Consider the following 15,608-nt stretch of genomic DNA (forward strand, 5'->3'; position numbering starts at 1 on the left):
AGCACGCCGTACACCATCGTGTAGCCCAGGGCGATCAGGGCGTACATGCTCCCCAAGACCAGGCCGTTGATGATTTGCTGGATGAATATGTCCATATGTCTCCTAAGCTCCCTTTTTTTCCACGCTGCTTGTTGCAGAGCGGTTCTGTGTAAATCTTTGTGGATTGAATTTCTGTCAGATCAACTTTGCAGCGAGTCACGCGCCACGCGCGCCGCCGCCAAATCCCATGACGCCTGGCCGACGGTCTTGAAGACCGGCAAACCCTGCGAAGGCTGCAGCTTTTCCCCGCGACCGGCCAGGATGTCGCCGATGGCGCGTACGCGGCTCCAGTCGACGCCGGCCTGGATCAGGTCGCCGGCTTCATGCTTCGCGCCGCCGAGGTCGTCGACGACGATGGTGCGTTCGGCCAGCAGCGCTGCCGGGAATTCCACCATGTCGGGCTTGAACGCGCCGACACCGATGGCCAGCGTGTGCGGTGCAAGTCTGGCCGGAATCACCGCGGTGCGCGAAGTGGTCAGTGCGATCAGCACATCGGTCGCAGGCACATCCTTTTGCATGGCGTCAGCCGCCAGCGGACTGGCGACGATGCCGCGCTCGGCATGACGCGTGCTGAGCTCGCTGCAGAACGCCTGCATGCGGGCAACGTCGCGCGCCACAATCCAGAATTGCGTGACGCCAAAAAACTCCACCAGCGCATCGGCATGCGCCGCCGCCTGCACGCCGGTGCCGATCAGCAGCGCCGATGTCGGCTTGGCCGGCGCGAGCGTCTGGATACCGAGCAAAGTCATTGCGGCCGTGCGACGTGCAGTAACGGTTGGACCATGCAGCAAGGCGATGCGGCGGCCGGTCTGGGTCTCGAAGACGATGACTTCGCCCTGGATCGCCGGCAGGCCATGTTTGGCGTTGTCGCCGTGGACTGTAATCAGTTTGGTGACGCTGAGATCGGCGCTGACGGCGGGCATGCTGAGCAGCACGCTGTTGGCGTCGATCGGCACGACCTGGCGTTCGGGCGCGGTGATGCGGCCGTCGGCGAATTCCTGTGCGGCCTGTGCCAGCGCGGAAACCAGGCGGCTGTACGGCAGCGCGGCGGCGGTTTGTTGGGCGTCGAGAATATGCATCGATTTACCTCAGGAAGAAGCCGGTCGGGAACGGGTCGGACTCTTCCAGCACCCACTGGTTGGTGCTCATGATGTGCGCCGAACCGGTGACTTCGGTGAAAGCCGCATCGAGCTCGCCGACCTTGGTGGTGCCGGTGACGCGCACGCTGAAGTTGCTGCCGACGATGCTGCCGTTGACGTAGTCCTGGTTGAGGTCCAGCTTGCCGCGCAGGAACAGTTGCGCCGCGCGGCCGGAGGTGCCGGTGCCGGTCGGCGAACGGTCGACTTCGCGGTCGGCGAAGATGCAGACGTTGGACTGATCAGCGCCGGGAAAATTGGGGGCGCTGTCGATGATGGTGCCGTACAGCGTATTCAAACCCGGCTCGAGCGGATGCTGGATCTGCACCTTGGCCTTGACCGCGGCCTTGGTCTCGGCGCCGAGCTGGATCAGCTGGCGCACTTGTTCCGGCTTGACGGTCAGTTTGGCCTGGTCGGCGTTGATGTAATAGTAGAAAGCGCCGCCGAAGACGATGTCGCCGGTGATCTTGCCGAAGCTCGGGGTATCGACTTCGACGTCGCGCTGATAGATGAAGGAAGGCACGTTCTTGAAGGTGACCTTGCCGGCGCGCTGGCCGTCCCACTCCACGCTGGCGTCGATGAAGCCGGCCGGCGCGTCGAAGCAGATGCGCGTCACCGGTGAAGTGCGCTCGACATAGCCCATTTCGACCAGCACTTTGCCCAGCGCGATGATGCCGTGGCCGCACATGTCGCTGTAGCCTTCGTTGTGGATAAAAATAACGCCGAAATCGGCATTCGGCGTCAGTGGCGGAAACAGGTATGCGCCGTACATGTCGGCGTGACCGCGCGGCTCGTTCATGAGGAACTGGCGCAGGTCGTCGCGGTTTTCTTTCAGCCAGGTGCGCTTTTCGAGGATCGTGGCGCCGGGCACTTGCGGCAAGCCGGACACCAGGATGCGCAAGGGTTCGCCGCCGGTGTGGGCGTCGATGGTCTGGACGGTGCGGGTGTAACTGAGCATGAAACTTCCTTCTGCGAAATACAGGAAACCAGTGCAAGGGGCAGTGTATTGCATTTCACCTTGCGTGCGCTGTATTGGTGATACGGATGCATCAATGCCGTGCCTGATCGGAAAGATGAGGCTATGGCGATCGCCGGCCCTGCTGCACTGCAGAGGGCCGGGGATGAACTACGGAAATTACCAGGGGATCATTTCAGGGAAGCAATCGCAAGGCTGCGATTGTTCCCTGGCAGAAATGAAATGGAACTGGCGATGAAACGACGCAGCGATCAGTAGCTGGTCAGAGCAACCGGCACGCCGTCCTTGAAGCGGAAGATCGTCACTGGCGATTGCTTCAGGTCATGCTTGTCGTCGAACTCGTACTGACCTGCCACGCCTTTGTATTTGATTTTAGCCAGCGCAGGGCCGTACACCTTTGGTTCGACGGAGTTGGCCGCCTTCATTGCCTGGGCGATGACCATCATGCCGTCATAGAACGAGACTGCATAGACTTCTGCGGGACGGCTGAATTTCTTTTGATAGTCGTCGGCGAATGCCTTGCCTTCCTTGGCCTTCTCGAGGATCGTGCCGCCTTGCGTACAGTAGACGCTTTCACCGATGGCGTCGCCGCCCAGACGGCCCATTTCAGGCGAGCAGATGCCGTCGCCGCCCATCAGCAGCGCGTCGATGCCCAGTTGCTTCATCTGGCGCTTGATCGGACCGCCTTGTGGCGCGTAACCGCCGATGAACACGGCTTGCGGCTTCTTGCCCTTGATCGAGGTCAGGATGGCGGTGAAGTCGGTTGCCTTGTCGTTGGTGAAGTCCTTGCTGACGACCTTGATGCCGTTGGCTTGGGCGATCTTGATGAATTCTTCCGCCAGGCCTTGGCCATACGCGGTGCGGTCATCAATCACGGACACGGTCTTGATCTTCAGTTCCTTGGCTGCGTACAGCGCCATCTTGCCGCCCAATTGGCTGTCGCTTGCTGCAACACGGTACAGGGTGGCGAAACCTTGCTGGGTGATCTTCGGATTGGAGGCCACGGTCGCGGTCACGATGCCGGCGTCGTTGTAGACGCGCGAAGCAGGAATGGTGACGCCCGAGTTGTACGGACCGACGATGGCCTTGACGCCCTGGTCAACCAGCTTTTGCGCTACGCCCACGCCCGATTTCGGATCGGCCTGGTCGTCTTCCGCGACGATTTCGAATTTGATCTTCTTGCCGCCGATGACGAGACCTTGCGTATTCAGACGCTCGACCGCCATTTGCAAACCGCCCTGGTTATCCTTGCCGGCCGAAGCTTGTGGCCCGGTCAGCGGACTGCTGAAACCGATCTTCACTGTTTGCACTTCCTGAGCAGATGCGAATGCCGGGATGATGGCAAGTGAAGCGGCGATGATATGCATGCGGTTATACATGTTGTTTCCTCTCTTGGTTGAAGGTCAGGCTTGCGTTAAAACACTGAATTCAAGCCGCGGCGGCAAAAAGGCAAGACGGTCGCAAGCGCAACTGCAGATAGGCATGGCGGGTGAGTCTCTCTTCTGTGCTTTGGTCGGCCCGTTGCGTCCGGTGGTCCGGCGCAACTACTTTTTATGGTGCTCGATTCTATTTACTCTTTGATGATATTAGTCCCGATAATTGCCCTTATAATCAGAATTTAATTCAGCAATTCTTCATTAAACAGAAGAAAATTCAGATTCTATGGCTACGCTTGATAAAATCAGCAAAAAGATACTCTCCGAACTGCAAAACGACGGCCGCATCAGCAACGTCGACCTGGCCGCACGCGTGAATCTGTCGCCGGCGGCCTGCCTGGAACGGGTGCGCAAGCTGCAAGACGCCGGCTACATCCTCGGCTATGCGGCCCAGCTCAATCCGGAATTGCTGGACGTATCGCTGCTGGTGTTCATCGAGGTAGTGCTGGACCGTACCACGGCCGACGTCTTCGAAGCCTTCAAGAAAAGTGTGCAGAGCATCCCCGAAATCATGGAATGCCACATGGTCGCGGGCGGCTTCGATTATCTGGTCAAGTCGCGCGTGAAGGATATGAACGCCTACCGCGAATTCCTCGGCAAGTCGCTGCTGCAGCTCAAGGGCGTGCGCGAAACGCATACCTACGCGGTGATGGAAGAGGTCAAGAATACGATCCGTCTGCCGATCAAATAAATCACGGACGAGCCGTCTCAAAAACTCGATAGCGGCGCCAGCTTGCCATCCTTGAAGCGCAAGATGGTCACGGTCGATTCGGTCATGTCGTGGCGTGGCGTGAACTCATAGGTGGCCGTCACCCCCTTGTAGCGCATGCGCGCCAGCACCGGCGCAAAGACGCGCGGGTCAATCGAATTGGCCGACTTCATCGCCTGCCACAGCAACAGCACGCCGTCGTAGAAGGTCGGCGCATAGACATCCGGCATGCTGCCGTATTTGCCCTGGTAAGCGGAGGCAAAGACGGCGCCGTCCGACACCCTGGTCAGCCACACGCCTCCCTGCACGCAGTAAGTACGATCGCCCAGCGCGCTGCCGGCCTGTACCAGCATGGCCGATGAACATAAGGCGTCGCCGCCCAGAAAGGCGATCGGCATGCCGCGCTGCTGCATTTGCCGCAGCAATGCGCCGGCCTGCGGCACGTAGCCGCCGAAGAAGACGCCGTCGGCTTTGGCGGCGGCGACGGCGCTCAGTGCAGCACCGAATTCCTCCACCTTGTCGCCGACCACTTCCTTGTACACCAGCTGGACGCCGTTCATTTTGGCGACCCGCTCGAACTCGTCGATCAGTCCGCGCGCGTAGAGCGAGCCGTCGTCGATGACCGCGATTTTTTTCAGTTTGAGATGGCGCGCCGCATACAGGCCCATCTTGCCGCCCATGTCGGCGTCGCTGGCGGCAATGCGAAACACGTACGTCAGCGCGGCCTGAGTGACTTTGGGATTGGAGGCGACGGTGAGCGACACCACGCCGGCGTCGTTGTAGATCTTCGCAACGCTCAGCGCCACGCCGGAATTGAACGGTCCCAGCACCGCCCGGACCCCGGCCCCCGCCAGCTCCCGCGCGATTGCGGCGCCTTCCTGCATGCTGGCCTTGTCGTCGCGCACCAGCAACTCAAAACGAATGACTTTGCCGTCCAGCTGCAGGTTTTGCTGGTTCAGGCGTTCGATCGCCATCTGCGCACCGTTCAGCGCATCCTTGCCGGCGGCGGCCTGCGGCCCCGACAGCGGGCTGCTGAAACCGAGCTTGACCACCTGTCGCTCTTGCGCAAAAGCACAGGCGGACAGCAAGGACAAGGCTGTTGCAATTGCAATGATGCGAACAGGTGGCATGCGCTCCTCGGGCCGGGACTGGCGGTGCCGGCGGCATTGCCGGTGACTCTGCCAAGAATAGCCCAATACGTCGCCGCGCATTGGTGAAAAACCGGCAAAAGAGCATGCCTTTTGCCGGTTTTGATTGGTTCAGGGGCCGTGCGCCACGCAAACGGGTCCGGTCAGAACTGCGTACGCACCCCGACGATCAGGTTGCGCCCCGACTGCGGCACGGTGTCCTTGAGCACAGCGGTGGAATAGCGGATGTCCTGGTTGAGCAGGTTCTTCACCAGCGCGAACCAGGTCACGCGCATCGCCTGCAGCTTTTGCGTGTACGACAGATTGGCGTCGAGCTGGGTGTAGGACGGCGTCTGGCTGGATTCGAAGGCGGCCAGGCGATCCTGCTTGAGGGCGCGCAGCACGCGTGCGCCGCTGGCCCACGGACCTTGCTTCCAGCCGAGGTCGACGCCGTAGCGCGTGGCTGGTTGCAGCGGCAGGCTGCCCTGATTGTCCAGCGTGCCGCGCGAGGTGTCGGCAAAGCCGCGCACCGAGAATCCTTCGTTGTTCAGGTTGTAGCTGACTTCGACTTCGGCGCCGTGGATGGTGGCGTCGCCCTGCGACCAGAAGCGCTGCAGGAATTCGCCGGCAGGATCGGCATTGCCGGTGGCGTCGACCTGGCCATTGGTGCGGCCGTAGACGTAATTCTTCACCTTGTTCTGGAACAGGTTGCCCTTCCAGCGCATCAGGCCTTCGGTCTTTTGCAGGCTCAGTTCGATGTTGTGCGAGGTTTCCTTTTGCAGGCTGCCGTTGCCGATGTCGAAGGTCGAGGTCGATTCATGCGGGCCGTTGGAATACAGCTCTTCCACGGTCGGCGCACGCTGCGCCACCGAATAGGTCGCGCCCAGGCCGTAGCCTGGCACGAAGCTCCACAAAGCGCCGGTGGACCATGAGAACAGGTTGAAGTCACGGTTTTGCAGGCCTTCCGGACGGCGCTTGACGGACTCCAGGCGCAGGCCGGCGCTGGCCAGCACCGAGCCGAACTTGCGCTCCTCGACCAGGAAGCCGGCGAAGGTGCTGGACTTGGTTTTGGGCGTCAGTTGCGGCGAACCGTCGACGGCCGACAAGGCTGAATAGTTGTTTTGCTCGCTCTGGATGCCGAAATTGCCGCGCCAGCCGGCCAGCGGCTTGTGCGCCAGCTCCCAGCGCGTCTGCAACGCGCGGTTTGAGAACACGGTGTCGGCGGTGCCGTCTTCCTTCTTCTCGGTATGGGTGTAGTCGGTATAGCCGAGCTTGAACTTGAAGGACTCCATTCCGGCAAACGGCTCCTTGACCAGACTGTCGATGTCGTAGCGAGTCTGGTGCAGGTCGATGAAGGATTTCTCCGCAGTTGGGATGCCGTAGTGATCGTCCAGCGACGATACCGACGCGCCGATGTGGCCCCAGTCGGCGATGTAGGAACCGCCGACGCCGACGCTGCTTTCATGTGTGAAGGAATTCGGCAGGCGACCGGATGCGGTGGTGGCGTCGCCCTGTTTGGCGTTGCCGGGGATTTTGTAGTTGTCGGTGTCGCGATAGTTGCCGTCAACGTGCAGGCCGATCTGGCCGGCCGAACCGTCGACCGAGAATGACGTGTTCTTCTGGCCGTCAACGGTGCCGTAGCGCGCCTCGACCTGGCCGGTCGGCTTGCCCACCAGCTCGGTCGGGATGCGGTCGTTGACCACGTTGACCAGGCCGCCGATGGCGCCCGAGCCGTACAGCAGCGCGGCCGGACCGCGCAGGATTTCAATCTGGCGTGCGGTGGCGGCTTCGGTGGCGACCGCGTGGTCGTTGGAGACGGTCGAGACGTCGGCGGTCGACATGCCGTTTTGCAGCATCAATACGCGCGGGCCTTCCATGCCGCGGATGATGGGACGCGACGCCCCGGCGCCGAAGGCGGAGGCCGAGACGCCGAGCTCTTGCGACAGCGTGTCGCCGAGCGAATTGCCGAGCTTGTTGCGCAGCTCATCGCCGGCCAGCACTTTGGCGGGGGTGAGGATTTGGGCGTTTTCTTCAGTGGCGAAGGGGCTGGCTGTGACGACGACTTCCTGCAGTTGCTGTGATTGCTGCGGCGTGGTTTGCACGGTCTGTGCGAAGGCGGCGGTGGACATGACGGCGAGCGCGGACAGGACGGCGCTGGCCAGCAGGGTTGGCTGGGCTTGCATGGTGTTCCTTGACTGACAAATGAAAGAATGGCGTGCGTCCGGACGCGGATCCGCGTGAAGCGGTCCGGCCGGGAAATCATTGCGTTCAGATGTCAGCGCGGTGGCGCGCGTGAGGAAAAGTGGCAAACGGCCGGCGCATCCCAGGAGGCGAAGGCCTGCCACAGCGCCAGCACTTGCGTGCCGGGAATCAGTGGAGGAGAAAAGAAAGCGGCGTGGATACCGGCCGCGCCGGCGGCGGCGTCGTATTCGACGCAGGAATGATGCGATTTTTCATGGGCGGCGTGGTGCTTGCCGTCGGCAGAAGAGGCTGAATTAGCGGTGCCGACGTCGACATAGTTGAACAGTGCGGCATTGAAGGAGGCAACCGAAGAAACATGTTCTTGCCCCGGCCAACCGGCGTGAGCGATGCCGTGCGACAGCCCTAGCCATTGCGAGAACAACAGCATCGCCGCCAATGCCAGCGCCAAACCCATGCGGCCGCTGCGACTGCGTCGGGCAAAGACGCCGGCGGGACGGGCCGGATGGTCAATACGCAGCAATGTGGCGGTGGCGACGGCCATGAGGTTCAGGTAGGTCAACGATGGTTCGGCGAGCGCGTGCGAGCGGCGTGCCGGAGAGCGCGAATTATAACACTCAATTGCAACACTGTTGCATTTACGAATGTATCGCCCGCCGCCCGTTTACGCCCTGGTGAAACCGGGGAAGCGCAGAAGGAAAATACGACGAAAGGAAGCCGCGAGAGAAGCCAACGAGGGCTCGACGAGAACGTGATGACCGCGTCACCAACGCCGCGCGGAAACGACACGCACAATGAAAGACGTGGAAAACAAAAGCGAATGGCGCCGACTCGCGGCGCCATTGCTTGTGATCACAGCAGGAACTCAGTCGCCGTACAGCTTTTGCTTGAGTTCGCGGCGTTGTTGCGCTTCCAGCGACAGTGTCGCGGTAGGACGCGCCAACAGACGCGGAATGCCGATCGGTTCGCCGGTTTCTTCGCACCAGCCGTATTCGCCGCCGTCGATGGAGACGATGGATTGCTGCACCTTCTTGAGCAGCTTGCGCTCGCGGTCACGGGTGCGCAATTCCAGCGCGTGTTCTTCTTCGATCGTGGCGCGGTCGGCAGGATCAGGCACCAGCACGGTTTCGCGCAGATGCTCGGTGGTCTCGCCGGCGTTCTTGAGCAGATCTCGTTCCAGCTGTTGCAAACGGGCCTTGAAGAAAGCAAGTTGCGCTTCGTTCATGTAGTCCTTCTCGCCCATCTTGAGGATTTGTTCCTCGGTGAGCAAGGTTTGCGTATCAGGGGTAGTTTTGGGAGTTTTAGTTGCCACTTCGCTTACTTTCAATACTACGGGTTTTTCAATTTTATCCTTTAATCCGGCGCTTGCATCCTGCTTTTCTGCCTTGCTGCCGCTGGCTTTGCTGCCGCCAGGCTGACCGGATTTGGTCGCTTTTGAATCCACTTCCCTTGCTGCCGGTGTTGACGCTGTTGCGGGCGCTTTTTGAGACGCGCGCCGACTGCCTTGCCGGCGCCCTTCCCTGTGCCGGACCCGGCGGTCGCCGATACCGTTTGTTTAACGGTCAGGGATTTTACTACAACAACATTGGCTGCCGATGAAGTTGTTGTCTTCTTCGGCGCAGCCTTGCCGGCCTTGGGCTGCGTGGCCGGTGCAGTCTTGACTGCAGCGGTTTTGCGGGCCGGCGTCGCCGCCCGGCTGGCTGGTTTCGGCTTCAGCTTTTCAGTTGCCGCCCTTGGCGTTTTGACCGCTGCGGCAGTGGCGCCGGCTTTCTTGGCTGCACTTTTGGCCGCGGTGGCTTTGGAACTATCCTTCTTTGCGGTGACGCCCATGTATCCTCCCCCCGAAACTCCCGGTTATCTGGTCAATCGACGATCGTGCCTGGCTCACGCCATGACACGCAGATGGGGAAGCGTGTCATCCGGCACGCAAATCCAATACAGTGTATACCAGAACTTGGCGCATAAATAGCACTTCACGCACTGCTTGCGCCTGCCTGAGGCCTGCCCGGTACGGTCAGGCTGGATGTACTGCGCCGCACACCGGGCAAGCCGGGTTGCGCGCCAGCCGGATGGTGGTCCATTCCATGTTGCGGGCGTCGAGGATCTGCAGCCGGCCGGCCAGCGATTCGCCGATCTCCGCCGTCAATTTAAGTGCTTCAGCCGCCTGCATGGTGCCGATGATTCCCACCAGCGGCGAAAACACGCCCATGGTCGAGCATTGCACCTCGTCGAATTTCTGGTCGGGCGGAAACAGGCAGGCGTAGCACGGCGCCGTCCCCGAACGCGGATCGAACACGCTGACCTGGCCGTCGAAGCGGATCGCCGCGCCCGACACCAGCGGCACCTTGTGGGCCACGCAGGCGCGGTTGACGGCGTGGCGAGTATCGAAATTGTCGCTGCAATCGAGCACCACCGTGGCGTTGCGCACCAGTTCACCCAAGCGCGCGTCGCTGACGCGCTCAGCCAGCGCAACGATGTCGATGTCCGGATTGATCTCCTCCAACGCCTGCTGCCCCGACAACACCTTGAGCTGACCCACGCGGCCAGTGGTGTGCATGATCTGGCGCTGCAGGTTGGTCAGGTCGACGCTATCATCATCCACCAGCGTGATCCTGCCCATGCCGGCCGAGGCCAGATACATGGCTGCCGGCGACCCCAGTCCGCCGGCGCCGATGATCAACGCATGGCCGGCCAGCAGTTTTTCCTGTCCGGCAATGTCGATCTCGTCGAGGAGGATGTGGCGCGAATAGCGCAGCAGTTGCTGGTCGTTCATGGCGTGGCGGGGCTGACTACCTTGTGGGGCGATGAAATGAAAGAGGGCTGCATCTCTGCAGCCCTCTTAATGTAACGCAATTCCTTGCTTTGCTTCTTTCACTTCTTTTCGATCTTTTCTGCTGGAGCCTTTTCAATCTTTTCCGGCGGCGCCTTGTTGTCCTTGCGGATGTCCTTGACCGGCTTGTCGTCCTTGCTGGACTCGTCGCGGATTTCAGGCTTGACCTTGGACACCTGGACCGGCTGGCCCTTCAGGTGGTTGAGCGCCTGCGCCAGCTGGAAGTCTTCCTTGCTGCCGAATTCCAGCGGCTTGCGCTTCTTTTCCAGCGCGATCAGGCGTTCTTCTTCCTTCTCGTCAACCGTGGAGGCCTTCACTTCCTTGGCGTCCTTGTCGTTGGTCAGGTGCTTGGTCAGGTCGGCTTCGCGCAGGCGCAGGCCGTTGAGGCCATCGCCGTCGGCGTATTCATCCACCATGATGTCCGGCACGATGCCGCGCGCCTGGATTGAGCGGCCGTTCGGCGTGTAGTAGCGCGCCGTGGTCAGCTTGACCGCGGTCAGCTTGTCCGGCGGCAGCGAGATCACCGACTGCACCGAGCCCTTGCCGAACGACTGCGTGCCCATGATGGTGGCGCGCTTGTAGTCCTGCAGTGCGCCTGCGACGATTTCGGAGGCCGAAGCGGAACCGGAGTTGATCAGCACCACCAGCGGCACCTTCTTGATCGCGTCAGGCAGTTTGGACAACGGGTCGTTGAGCGGGTTGGCGGCGTAGAACTCGCGCTTGGCCAGGAAGCTCGACTTGGAGCTCGGCAGTTGACCGTTGGTGGTCACCACCACGGCATCCTTCGGCAGGAAGGTGGCCGACACGCCGATCGCACCCGGCAGTACGCCGCCCGGATCGTTGCGCAGGTCGAGCACCAGGCCCTTGAGGTTCGGCTCCTGGGCGTAGATCGCCAGAATCTTCTTGGCCATGTCGTCGACCGTCGGTTCCTGGAATTGCGTCACGCGCAACCAGGCGTAGCCGGGTTCGACCACTTTCGACTTGACGCTTTGCACGCGGATTTCCTGGCGGGTGATGCTCAGGATGATCGGCTTGTCCTCGTCCTTGCGGGCGATGGTCAGCGTGATCTTGGTGTTCGGTTCGCCGCGCATCTTCTTGACGGCTTCATCGAGCGTGAGGCCCTTGACCGGCGTCGAATCGAGACGGGTAATCAGGTCGCCCGCCTTGATGCCGGCGCGGTAGGCCGGCGAATCTTCGATCGGCGAGATCACCTTGACGTAGCCGTCTTCCATGCCGACTTCAATGCCGAGGCCGACGAACTTGCCCATCGTGCCTTCGCGCAGCTCCTTGTAGGCCTTCTTGTCAAGGTAGGCGGAATGCGGGTCGAGCGAGGCGACCATGCCGGAAATTGCTTCGGTGAGCAGCTTCTTGTCTTCTACCGGCTCAACGTAATCGGACTTGATCAGACCGAACACGTCGGTCAGTTGCCGCAACTCTTCCAACGGCAACGGCGCCGTCGCATTTTTTTGCGCGATGGCGTCGAATTGCATCGAAGCCGCTACACCCGCAATCATGCCCAAACTGATAAGTCCAACGTTCTTGAGTTTGCTGCCCATTTTTCACCTAGTAGTTACCCAGCCCAGTGGGTCGAAAGCACGGCCCTGATGCCGCATTTCAAAGTATAAACCCGATTGCTCATTGCCGCCGCTATTGCCTGCGCTGGCGATGACATCCCCGGTTTTGACGAGATCCCCTGCCCGCTTCAGAACGGACTGATTATTGCCATAAATGGTCATGTACTGGTTGCCGTGGTCGACGATCAGCAGATTGCCGAAACCGCGCAGCCAGTCCGCATACACTACCCGCCCGGCCGCCACAGCCTTGACTTCCGTGCCTTCCGGCGCCCGGATGAACAAGCCTTTCCAGCTCGGTCCGTCGCCGCGCTTGCCGCCGAACTTGGCGATCAGGTCGCCGCGTATCGGCAGGCGCAGCTGGCCACGCAGGCTGGCGAAAGGTTTACCAAAATTTTCTTCCGGCGACGGCGTGGCTTCGTTGCGGCCCAGCGATTGCGGCGCTTCATCGTCGTCAATGGTGTCCGACGGCGCCGGCCTGGCCTTGGTTCCCGGCGCGGCCTTGGCTTGCTGAGCTGCAGCAGCCGCACGCCGTTCGTGTTCGGCCTTCGCTTTGGCCAATTGTTCCTGGCGGCGCTTTTCGCGCGCCGCGGCTTCAGCCTTCTTCTGGTCTTCGATCAGTTGCGCCAGCTTGTCCACCAGTCCGGACAGGCGCTGTTCGTCGCGCTGCAGATTGCCGACTTCCTTGCGCTGCGAGTTCAGCTTGGTCGACAGTTGCGCCAGCAGCGTGCCGCGCTTGGCCTTTTCCTTCTCCAGCAGTTTCTTTTGCTCGTTCTCTTCCTGGGCGATTTCTTCCAGTTCGAACTTGGCGTTCTGGGTCGCGGCCTTGTTGTCCTTGATGGCCTGCAGGTTCACGCGCAGCGTTTCGATCAGTTTCGCCTGCGCCTGCGACACGTAGCCCATGTATTGCAGCTCGCGGTTGATGCGATTGGGATTGTCGCCCGACAGCAGCAGCTTGATGCGATCCTCGTTGCCGGCCACGTACTGGTCACGCAGCAGTTTGGACAATTGCGCCTGTTGACTGTTGACCACGCCGGACAGGTCGGCCTGCTGCTTTACCAGCACGTTGAGCTTAGCCTCGGTGCCGGCCTGCTCCTGGCTCAGTTCGCGCAGCGAGCGGTTGGCCTTGGAAATCGCCTGCTCCGACTCGGCCAACGCATCGGCGGCGTTGCCCTTGGCGGTCTCGGTCTTGTCAATGTCGCGCTTGAGGTTGGCCAGCTTTTGCTGCAGGTCGGCGCGCTCTTTCTCGGCCGCCTGCTTTTGCTTGGCGCGTTCAGTGACCTGGGCGGCGACCGGCGGCGGCAGCATGCACAACGCTGCGGCCAATGCCGCAGCGCCGAGAGCCGCCGGTCTGCCGGCGCGCCAGCACCGCAATCCTTCAGTCATGCAAAAAAGCTTAGTTATTTCGATTTCCCTTGGTTTGCCACGGCCTTGAGCGCCGCGTCGATGGCCGACTGGTCGCCCAGATAGTAACTCTTGATCGGCTTGAGGTCGGCATCCAATTCATACACCAGCGGCTGGCCGTTGGGGATGTTGAGGCCGACGATGTCGTTGTCGCTGATGCCGTCGAGGTACTTGATCAGTGCGCGCAGGCTGTTGCCGTGAGCCGAGATGATGATCTTCTTGCCGGCGCGGATGGCCGGCGCAATCGTGTCGTTCCAGGCCGGCAGCACGCGCGCCACGGTGTCCTTGAGGCATTCGGTCAGCGGGATTTCTTCACGCTTGAGGCCGGCGTAGCGGGGGTCGTTATAGGATGCGCGCGGATCGTCCTGCTCCAGCGGCGGCGGCGGCGTGTCATAGCTGCGACGCCATACCAAGACCTGCTCATCGCCGTACTGGGCGGCGGTTTCCGCCTTGTTCAGGCCTTGCAGCGCACCGTAGTGGCGTTCGTTAAGACGCCAGTCGTGCTGCACCGGCAGATACATCAGGTCCATTTCGTCGAGTGTGGTCCACAGCGTGCGGATGGCGCGCTTCAAGACCGAGGTGTAAGCCAGGTCGAAGGTGAAACCGGCTTCCTTGAGCAGCTTGCCGGCCTGCTTTGCTTCGGCCACGCCTTTTTCGGTCAGATCGACGTCAACCCAGCCGGTGAAACGGTTGGCGAGGTTCCAGGTTGACTCGCCGTGGCGCATGAAAACGATTTTGTACATAGTGTGGATTCGTGAGAAATAAGAAGAAACGGGAAGCGAACAGAAAATAGCAAAGGAAGAATCAAATAGCGTGTCAGCTTCTATTTTATAATGCCAGGATTCAGTAAACCCATTGAGATCCCGTGAAATTCATCGTAGACAATATTTTCCTGATCGGCCTGGTCATCATTTCCGGTGGCGCGCTGCTCGTTCCTTTCCTGCAACAGCGCGGCAGCAAGCTGACGTTGCTGCAAGCCACCCAACTGATCAATACCGGCAAGACCCTGGTCCTGGACGTGCGCGACGTGGAGCAATTCAACGCCGCCCACCTGCGCGACGCCCGCAACATCCCGCTCAAGGACCTGTCGCAACGCATCGCCGAACTCGACAAGTTCAAGGGCAAGAACGTCATCGTGGTGTGCCAGTCCGGCACGCAAACAGCCAAGGCTGAAGGCATCCTCAAGAAGGCCGGCTTCACCGAAGTGCACGGCCTGACCGGCGGCATCGCGGCCTGGCAGGCGCAAGGCCTGCCGACCGCCAGCCAGAAGGCGGCAAAATGACAGCGCGCGTCCTCATGTACAGCACCGGCGTGTGCCCGTATTGCATGATGGCCGAGCGCCTGCTCAAGAGCAAGGGCGTCGAGGACATCGAAAAGATCCGCATCGACCTCGATCCGCAGCAGAAGGACATCATGATGGAGAAGACCGGCCGCCGCACGGTGCCGCAAATCTACATCGGCGACACCCACGTCGGCGGTTTCGACGACCTCAGCGCGCTGGACCGCGCCGGCGGTCTTGATCCGCTGCTGCAGGGCTGAGCCGTTCCGAACTGATCCATTCGCATTTTTACCATCCGTATTAATCCAACCTGAAACGAGAGCATTCCATGGCGGAAGAGAACCAACAAGCTGAACAGCAACCCGTATTCCAGATCCAGCGCGTCTACCTCAAGGACCTGTCGCTGGAGCAACCGAACTCCCCGGCGATCTTCCTGGAACAGGATGCGCCAGCGATCGAAGTGGCAGTCGACGTCGGCGCCGAAGCGCTGGCCGACGGCATCTTCGAATCCACCGTCACCATCACCGTGACCGCCAAGGTCAAGGACAAGGTCGCGTTCCTGGTCGAAGGCAAGCAAGCCGGCATCTTCGAAGTGCGCAACATTCCTGCCGAGCAACTGGATCCGCTGCTGGGCATCGGTTGCCCGAACATCATCTATCCTTACCTGCGCGCCAACATCGCCGATGTGATCACCCGCGCCGGCTTCCCGCCGATCCACCTGGCCGAAATCAATTTCGAAGTGTTCTACCAACAACGCCTGCAGGCGCTGGCCGAACAACAGACCGACGGCACGCTGGTCACCGGCACGACCACGGTCAACTGATCTCGCTCCATCCGCCGCACGCTGCTCCGCTCCGCGCGGAGCGCGCAGCGGTCGGCGCCTTACCAACGTCTCACCCTCG

16 protein-coding genes and 1 pseudogene are annotated in these 15,608 nt (G+C 61.1%); 4 read left to right on the forward strand and 13 right to left on the reverse strand.

Annotated features, from left to right (window positions below; all coding sequences use genetic code 11):
- The 4 genes and pseudogenes from ACIROW_RS17270 to ACIROW_RS17285 form a co-directional block, all read right to left on the reverse strand.
- Positions 1-95 (reverse strand): annotated as a pseudogene (locus ACIROW_RS17270) (branched-chain amino acid ABC transporter permease); the annotation flags it as partial.
- 84 nt (positions 96-179) lie between these two features.
- The gene (locus ACIROW_RS17275) at positions 180-1,118 is read right to left on the reverse strand and encodes a delta(1)-pyrroline-2-carboxylate reductase family protein (protein ID WP_402277715.1); all 939 of its coding nucleotides are present in this window, start codon (positions 1,116-1,118) and stop codon (positions 180-182) included.
- 4 nt (positions 1,119-1,122) lie between these two features.
- Positions 1,123-2,133, reverse strand: coding sequence for a trans-3-hydroxy-L-proline dehydratase (lhpH, locus tag ACIROW_RS17280; protein ID WP_402277716.1), 1,011 nt, complete (start codon positions 2,131-2,133; stop codon positions 1,123-1,125).
- Between the two features lie 269 nt (positions 2,134-2,402).
- On the reverse strand, positions 2,403-3,530 hold the full coding sequence (locus ACIROW_RS17285) for a branched-chain amino acid ABC transporter substrate-binding protein (RefSeq protein WP_402277718.1): 1,128 nt from the start codon (positions 3,528-3,530) through the stop codon (positions 2,403-2,405).
- A 283-nt stretch (positions 3,531-3,813) separates the two neighbouring features.
- Here ACIROW_RS17285 and ACIROW_RS17290 point away from each other — a divergent pair, with 283 nt between their 5' ends.
- Positions 3,814-4,278 (forward strand): Lrp/AsnC ligand binding domain-containing protein, encoded by a 465-nt coding sequence (locus ACIROW_RS17290; RefSeq protein WP_016832045.1) that lies wholly within the window; start codon positions 3,814-3,816, stop codon positions 4,276-4,278.
- Between the two features lie 17 nt (positions 4,279-4,295).
- Here the strand turns inward: ACIROW_RS17290 and ACIROW_RS17295 are convergent, their stop codons facing one another.
- From ACIROW_RS17295 to gpmA, 9 genes are all read right to left on the reverse strand, one after another.
- A complete protein-coding gene (locus ACIROW_RS17295) occupies positions 4,296-5,426 on the reverse strand; it encodes a branched-chain amino acid ABC transporter substrate-binding protein (RefSeq protein WP_402277721.1) in 1,131 nt (376 codons plus the stop codon).
- Between the two features lie 161 nt (positions 5,427-5,587).
- Entirely contained in the window at positions 5,588-7,606 is a 2,019-nt protein-coding gene (locus ACIROW_RS17300; protein WP_402277723.1) for a TonB-dependent receptor, read from the reverse strand.
- Between the two features lie 92 nt (positions 7,607-7,698).
- Entirely contained in the window at positions 7,699-8,184 is a 486-nt protein-coding gene (locus ACIROW_RS17305; RefSeq protein ID WP_402277725.1) for a hypothetical protein, read from the reverse strand.
- Positions 8,185-8,487: 303 nt separating this feature from the next.
- On the reverse strand, positions 8,488-8,892 hold the full coding sequence (gene dksA, locus ACIROW_RS17310; RefSeq protein WP_116436363.1) for an RNA polymerase-binding protein DksA: 405 nt from the start codon (positions 8,890-8,892) through the stop codon (positions 8,488-8,490).
- A gap of 83 nt (positions 8,893-8,975) precedes the next feature.
- Positions 8,976-9,452, reverse strand: a complete 477-nt coding sequence (locus ACIROW_RS17315) for a hypothetical protein (RefSeq protein WP_402277726.1) — start codon at positions 9,450-9,452, stop codon at positions 8,976-8,978.
- A 184-nt stretch (positions 9,453-9,636) separates the two neighbouring features.
- Entirely contained in the window at positions 9,637-10,395 is a 759-nt protein-coding gene (locus ACIROW_RS17320) for a HesA/MoeB/ThiF family protein (RefSeq protein ID WP_402277728.1), read from the reverse strand.
- Positions 10,396-10,493: 98 nt separating this feature from the next.
- Positions 10,494-12,008, reverse strand: a complete 1,515-nt coding sequence (locus ACIROW_RS17325; protein WP_402277730.1) for a S41 family peptidase — start codon at positions 12,006-12,008, stop codon at positions 10,494-10,496.
- Positions 12,009-12,011: 3 nt separating this feature from the next.
- A complete protein-coding gene (locus tag ACIROW_RS17330) occupies positions 12,012-13,409 on the reverse strand; it encodes a murein hydrolase activator EnvC family protein (protein ID WP_402277731.1) in 1,398 nt (465 codons plus the stop codon).
- Between the two features lie 14 nt (positions 13,410-13,423).
- Positions 13,424-14,170, reverse strand: coding sequence for a 2,3-diphosphoglycerate-dependent phosphoglycerate mutase (gene gpmA, locus ACIROW_RS17335; protein WP_402277732.1), 747 nt, complete (start codon positions 14,168-14,170; stop codon positions 13,424-13,426).
- Between the two features lie 122 nt (positions 14,171-14,292).
- Here gpmA and ACIROW_RS17340 point away from each other — a divergent pair, with 122 nt between their 5' ends.
- The 3 genes from ACIROW_RS17340 (at position 14,293) to secB (ending at position 15,529) form a co-directional block, all read left to right on the forward strand.
- Complete coding sequence (locus tag ACIROW_RS17340) at positions 14,293-14,709, forward strand: rhodanese-like domain-containing protein (RefSeq protein WP_402277734.1); 417 nt, start codon at positions 14,293-14,295, stop codon at positions 14,707-14,709.
- Positions 14,706-14,966: a glutaredoxin 3 gene (gene grxC / locus ACIROW_RS17345; protein ID WP_016835992.1), complete on the forward strand. Its 261-nt coding sequence runs from the start codon at positions 14,706-14,708 to the stop codon at positions 14,964-14,966. The genes ACIROW_RS17340 and grxC overlap by 4 nt, the downstream gene beginning before the upstream one ends.
- Before the next feature lie 68 nt (positions 14,967-15,034).
- The gene (gene secB, locus ACIROW_RS17350; RefSeq protein ID WP_402277736.1) at positions 15,035-15,529 is read left to right on the forward strand and encodes a protein-export chaperone SecB; all 495 of its coding nucleotides are present in this window, start codon (positions 15,035-15,037) and stop codon (positions 15,527-15,529) included.
- Positions 15,530-15,608: the final 79 nt, after the last annotated feature.

The organism is Herbaspirillum sp. NPDC101397 (assembly GCF_044767325.1).
GTDB lineage: Bacteria > Pseudomonadota > Gammaproteobacteria > Burkholderiales > Burkholderiaceae_D > Herbaspirillum.

What these genes read in the sequence shown, in the direction of transcription:
- ACIROW_RS17320 (WP_402277728.1), bottom strand. Translation starts at nt 10,395, where the DNA reads ATGAACGACCAGCAACTGCTGCGCTATTCGCGCCACATCCTCCTCGAC.
- ACIROW_RS17325 (WP_402277730.1), bottom strand. Translation starts at nt 12,008, where the DNA reads ATGGGCAGCAAACTCAAGAACGTTGGACTTATCAGTTTGGGCATGATT.
- ACIROW_RS17300 (WP_402277723.1), bottom strand. Translation starts at nt 7,606, where the DNA reads ATGCAAGCCCAGCCAACCCTGCTGGCCAGCGCCGTCCTGTCCGCGCTC.
- grxC (WP_016835992.1), top strand. Translation starts at nt 14,706, where the DNA reads ATGACAGCGCGCGTCCTCATGTACAGCACCGGCGTGTGCCCGTATTGC.
- ACIROW_RS17315 (WP_402277726.1), bottom strand. Translation starts at nt 9,452, where the DNA reads ATGGGCGTCACCGCAAAGAAGGATAGTTCCAAAGCCACCGCGGCCAAA.
- secB (WP_402277736.1), top strand. Translation starts at nt 15,035, where the DNA reads ATGGCGGAAGAGAACCAACAAGCTGAACAGCAACCCGTATTCCAGATC.
- ACIROW_RS17295 (WP_402277721.1), bottom strand. Translation starts at nt 5,426, where the DNA reads ATGCCACCTGTTCGCATCATTGCAATTGCAACAGCCTTGTCCTTGCTG.
- lhpH (WP_402277716.1), bottom strand. Translation starts at nt 2,133, where the DNA reads ATGCTCAGTTACACCCGCACCGTCCAGACCATCGACGCCCACACCGGC.
- ACIROW_RS17330 (WP_402277731.1), bottom strand. Translation starts at nt 13,409, where the DNA reads ATGACTGAAGGATTGCGGTGCTGGCGCGCCGGCAGACCGGCGGCTCTC.
- ACIROW_RS17275 (WP_402277715.1), bottom strand. Translation starts at nt 1,118, where the DNA reads ATGCATATTCTCGACGCCCAACAAACCGCCGCCGCGCTGCCGTACAGC.
- ACIROW_RS17290 (WP_016832045.1), top strand. Translation starts at nt 3,814, where the DNA reads ATGGCTACGCTTGATAAAATCAGCAAAAAGATACTCTCCGAACTGCAA.
- gpmA (WP_402277732.1), bottom strand. Translation starts at nt 14,170, where the DNA reads ATGTACAAAATCGTTTTCATGCGCCACGGCGAGTCAACCTGGAACCTC.
- ACIROW_RS17285 (WP_402277718.1), bottom strand. Translation starts at nt 3,530, where the DNA reads ATGTATAACCGCATGCATATCATCGCCGCTTCACTTGCCATCATCCCG.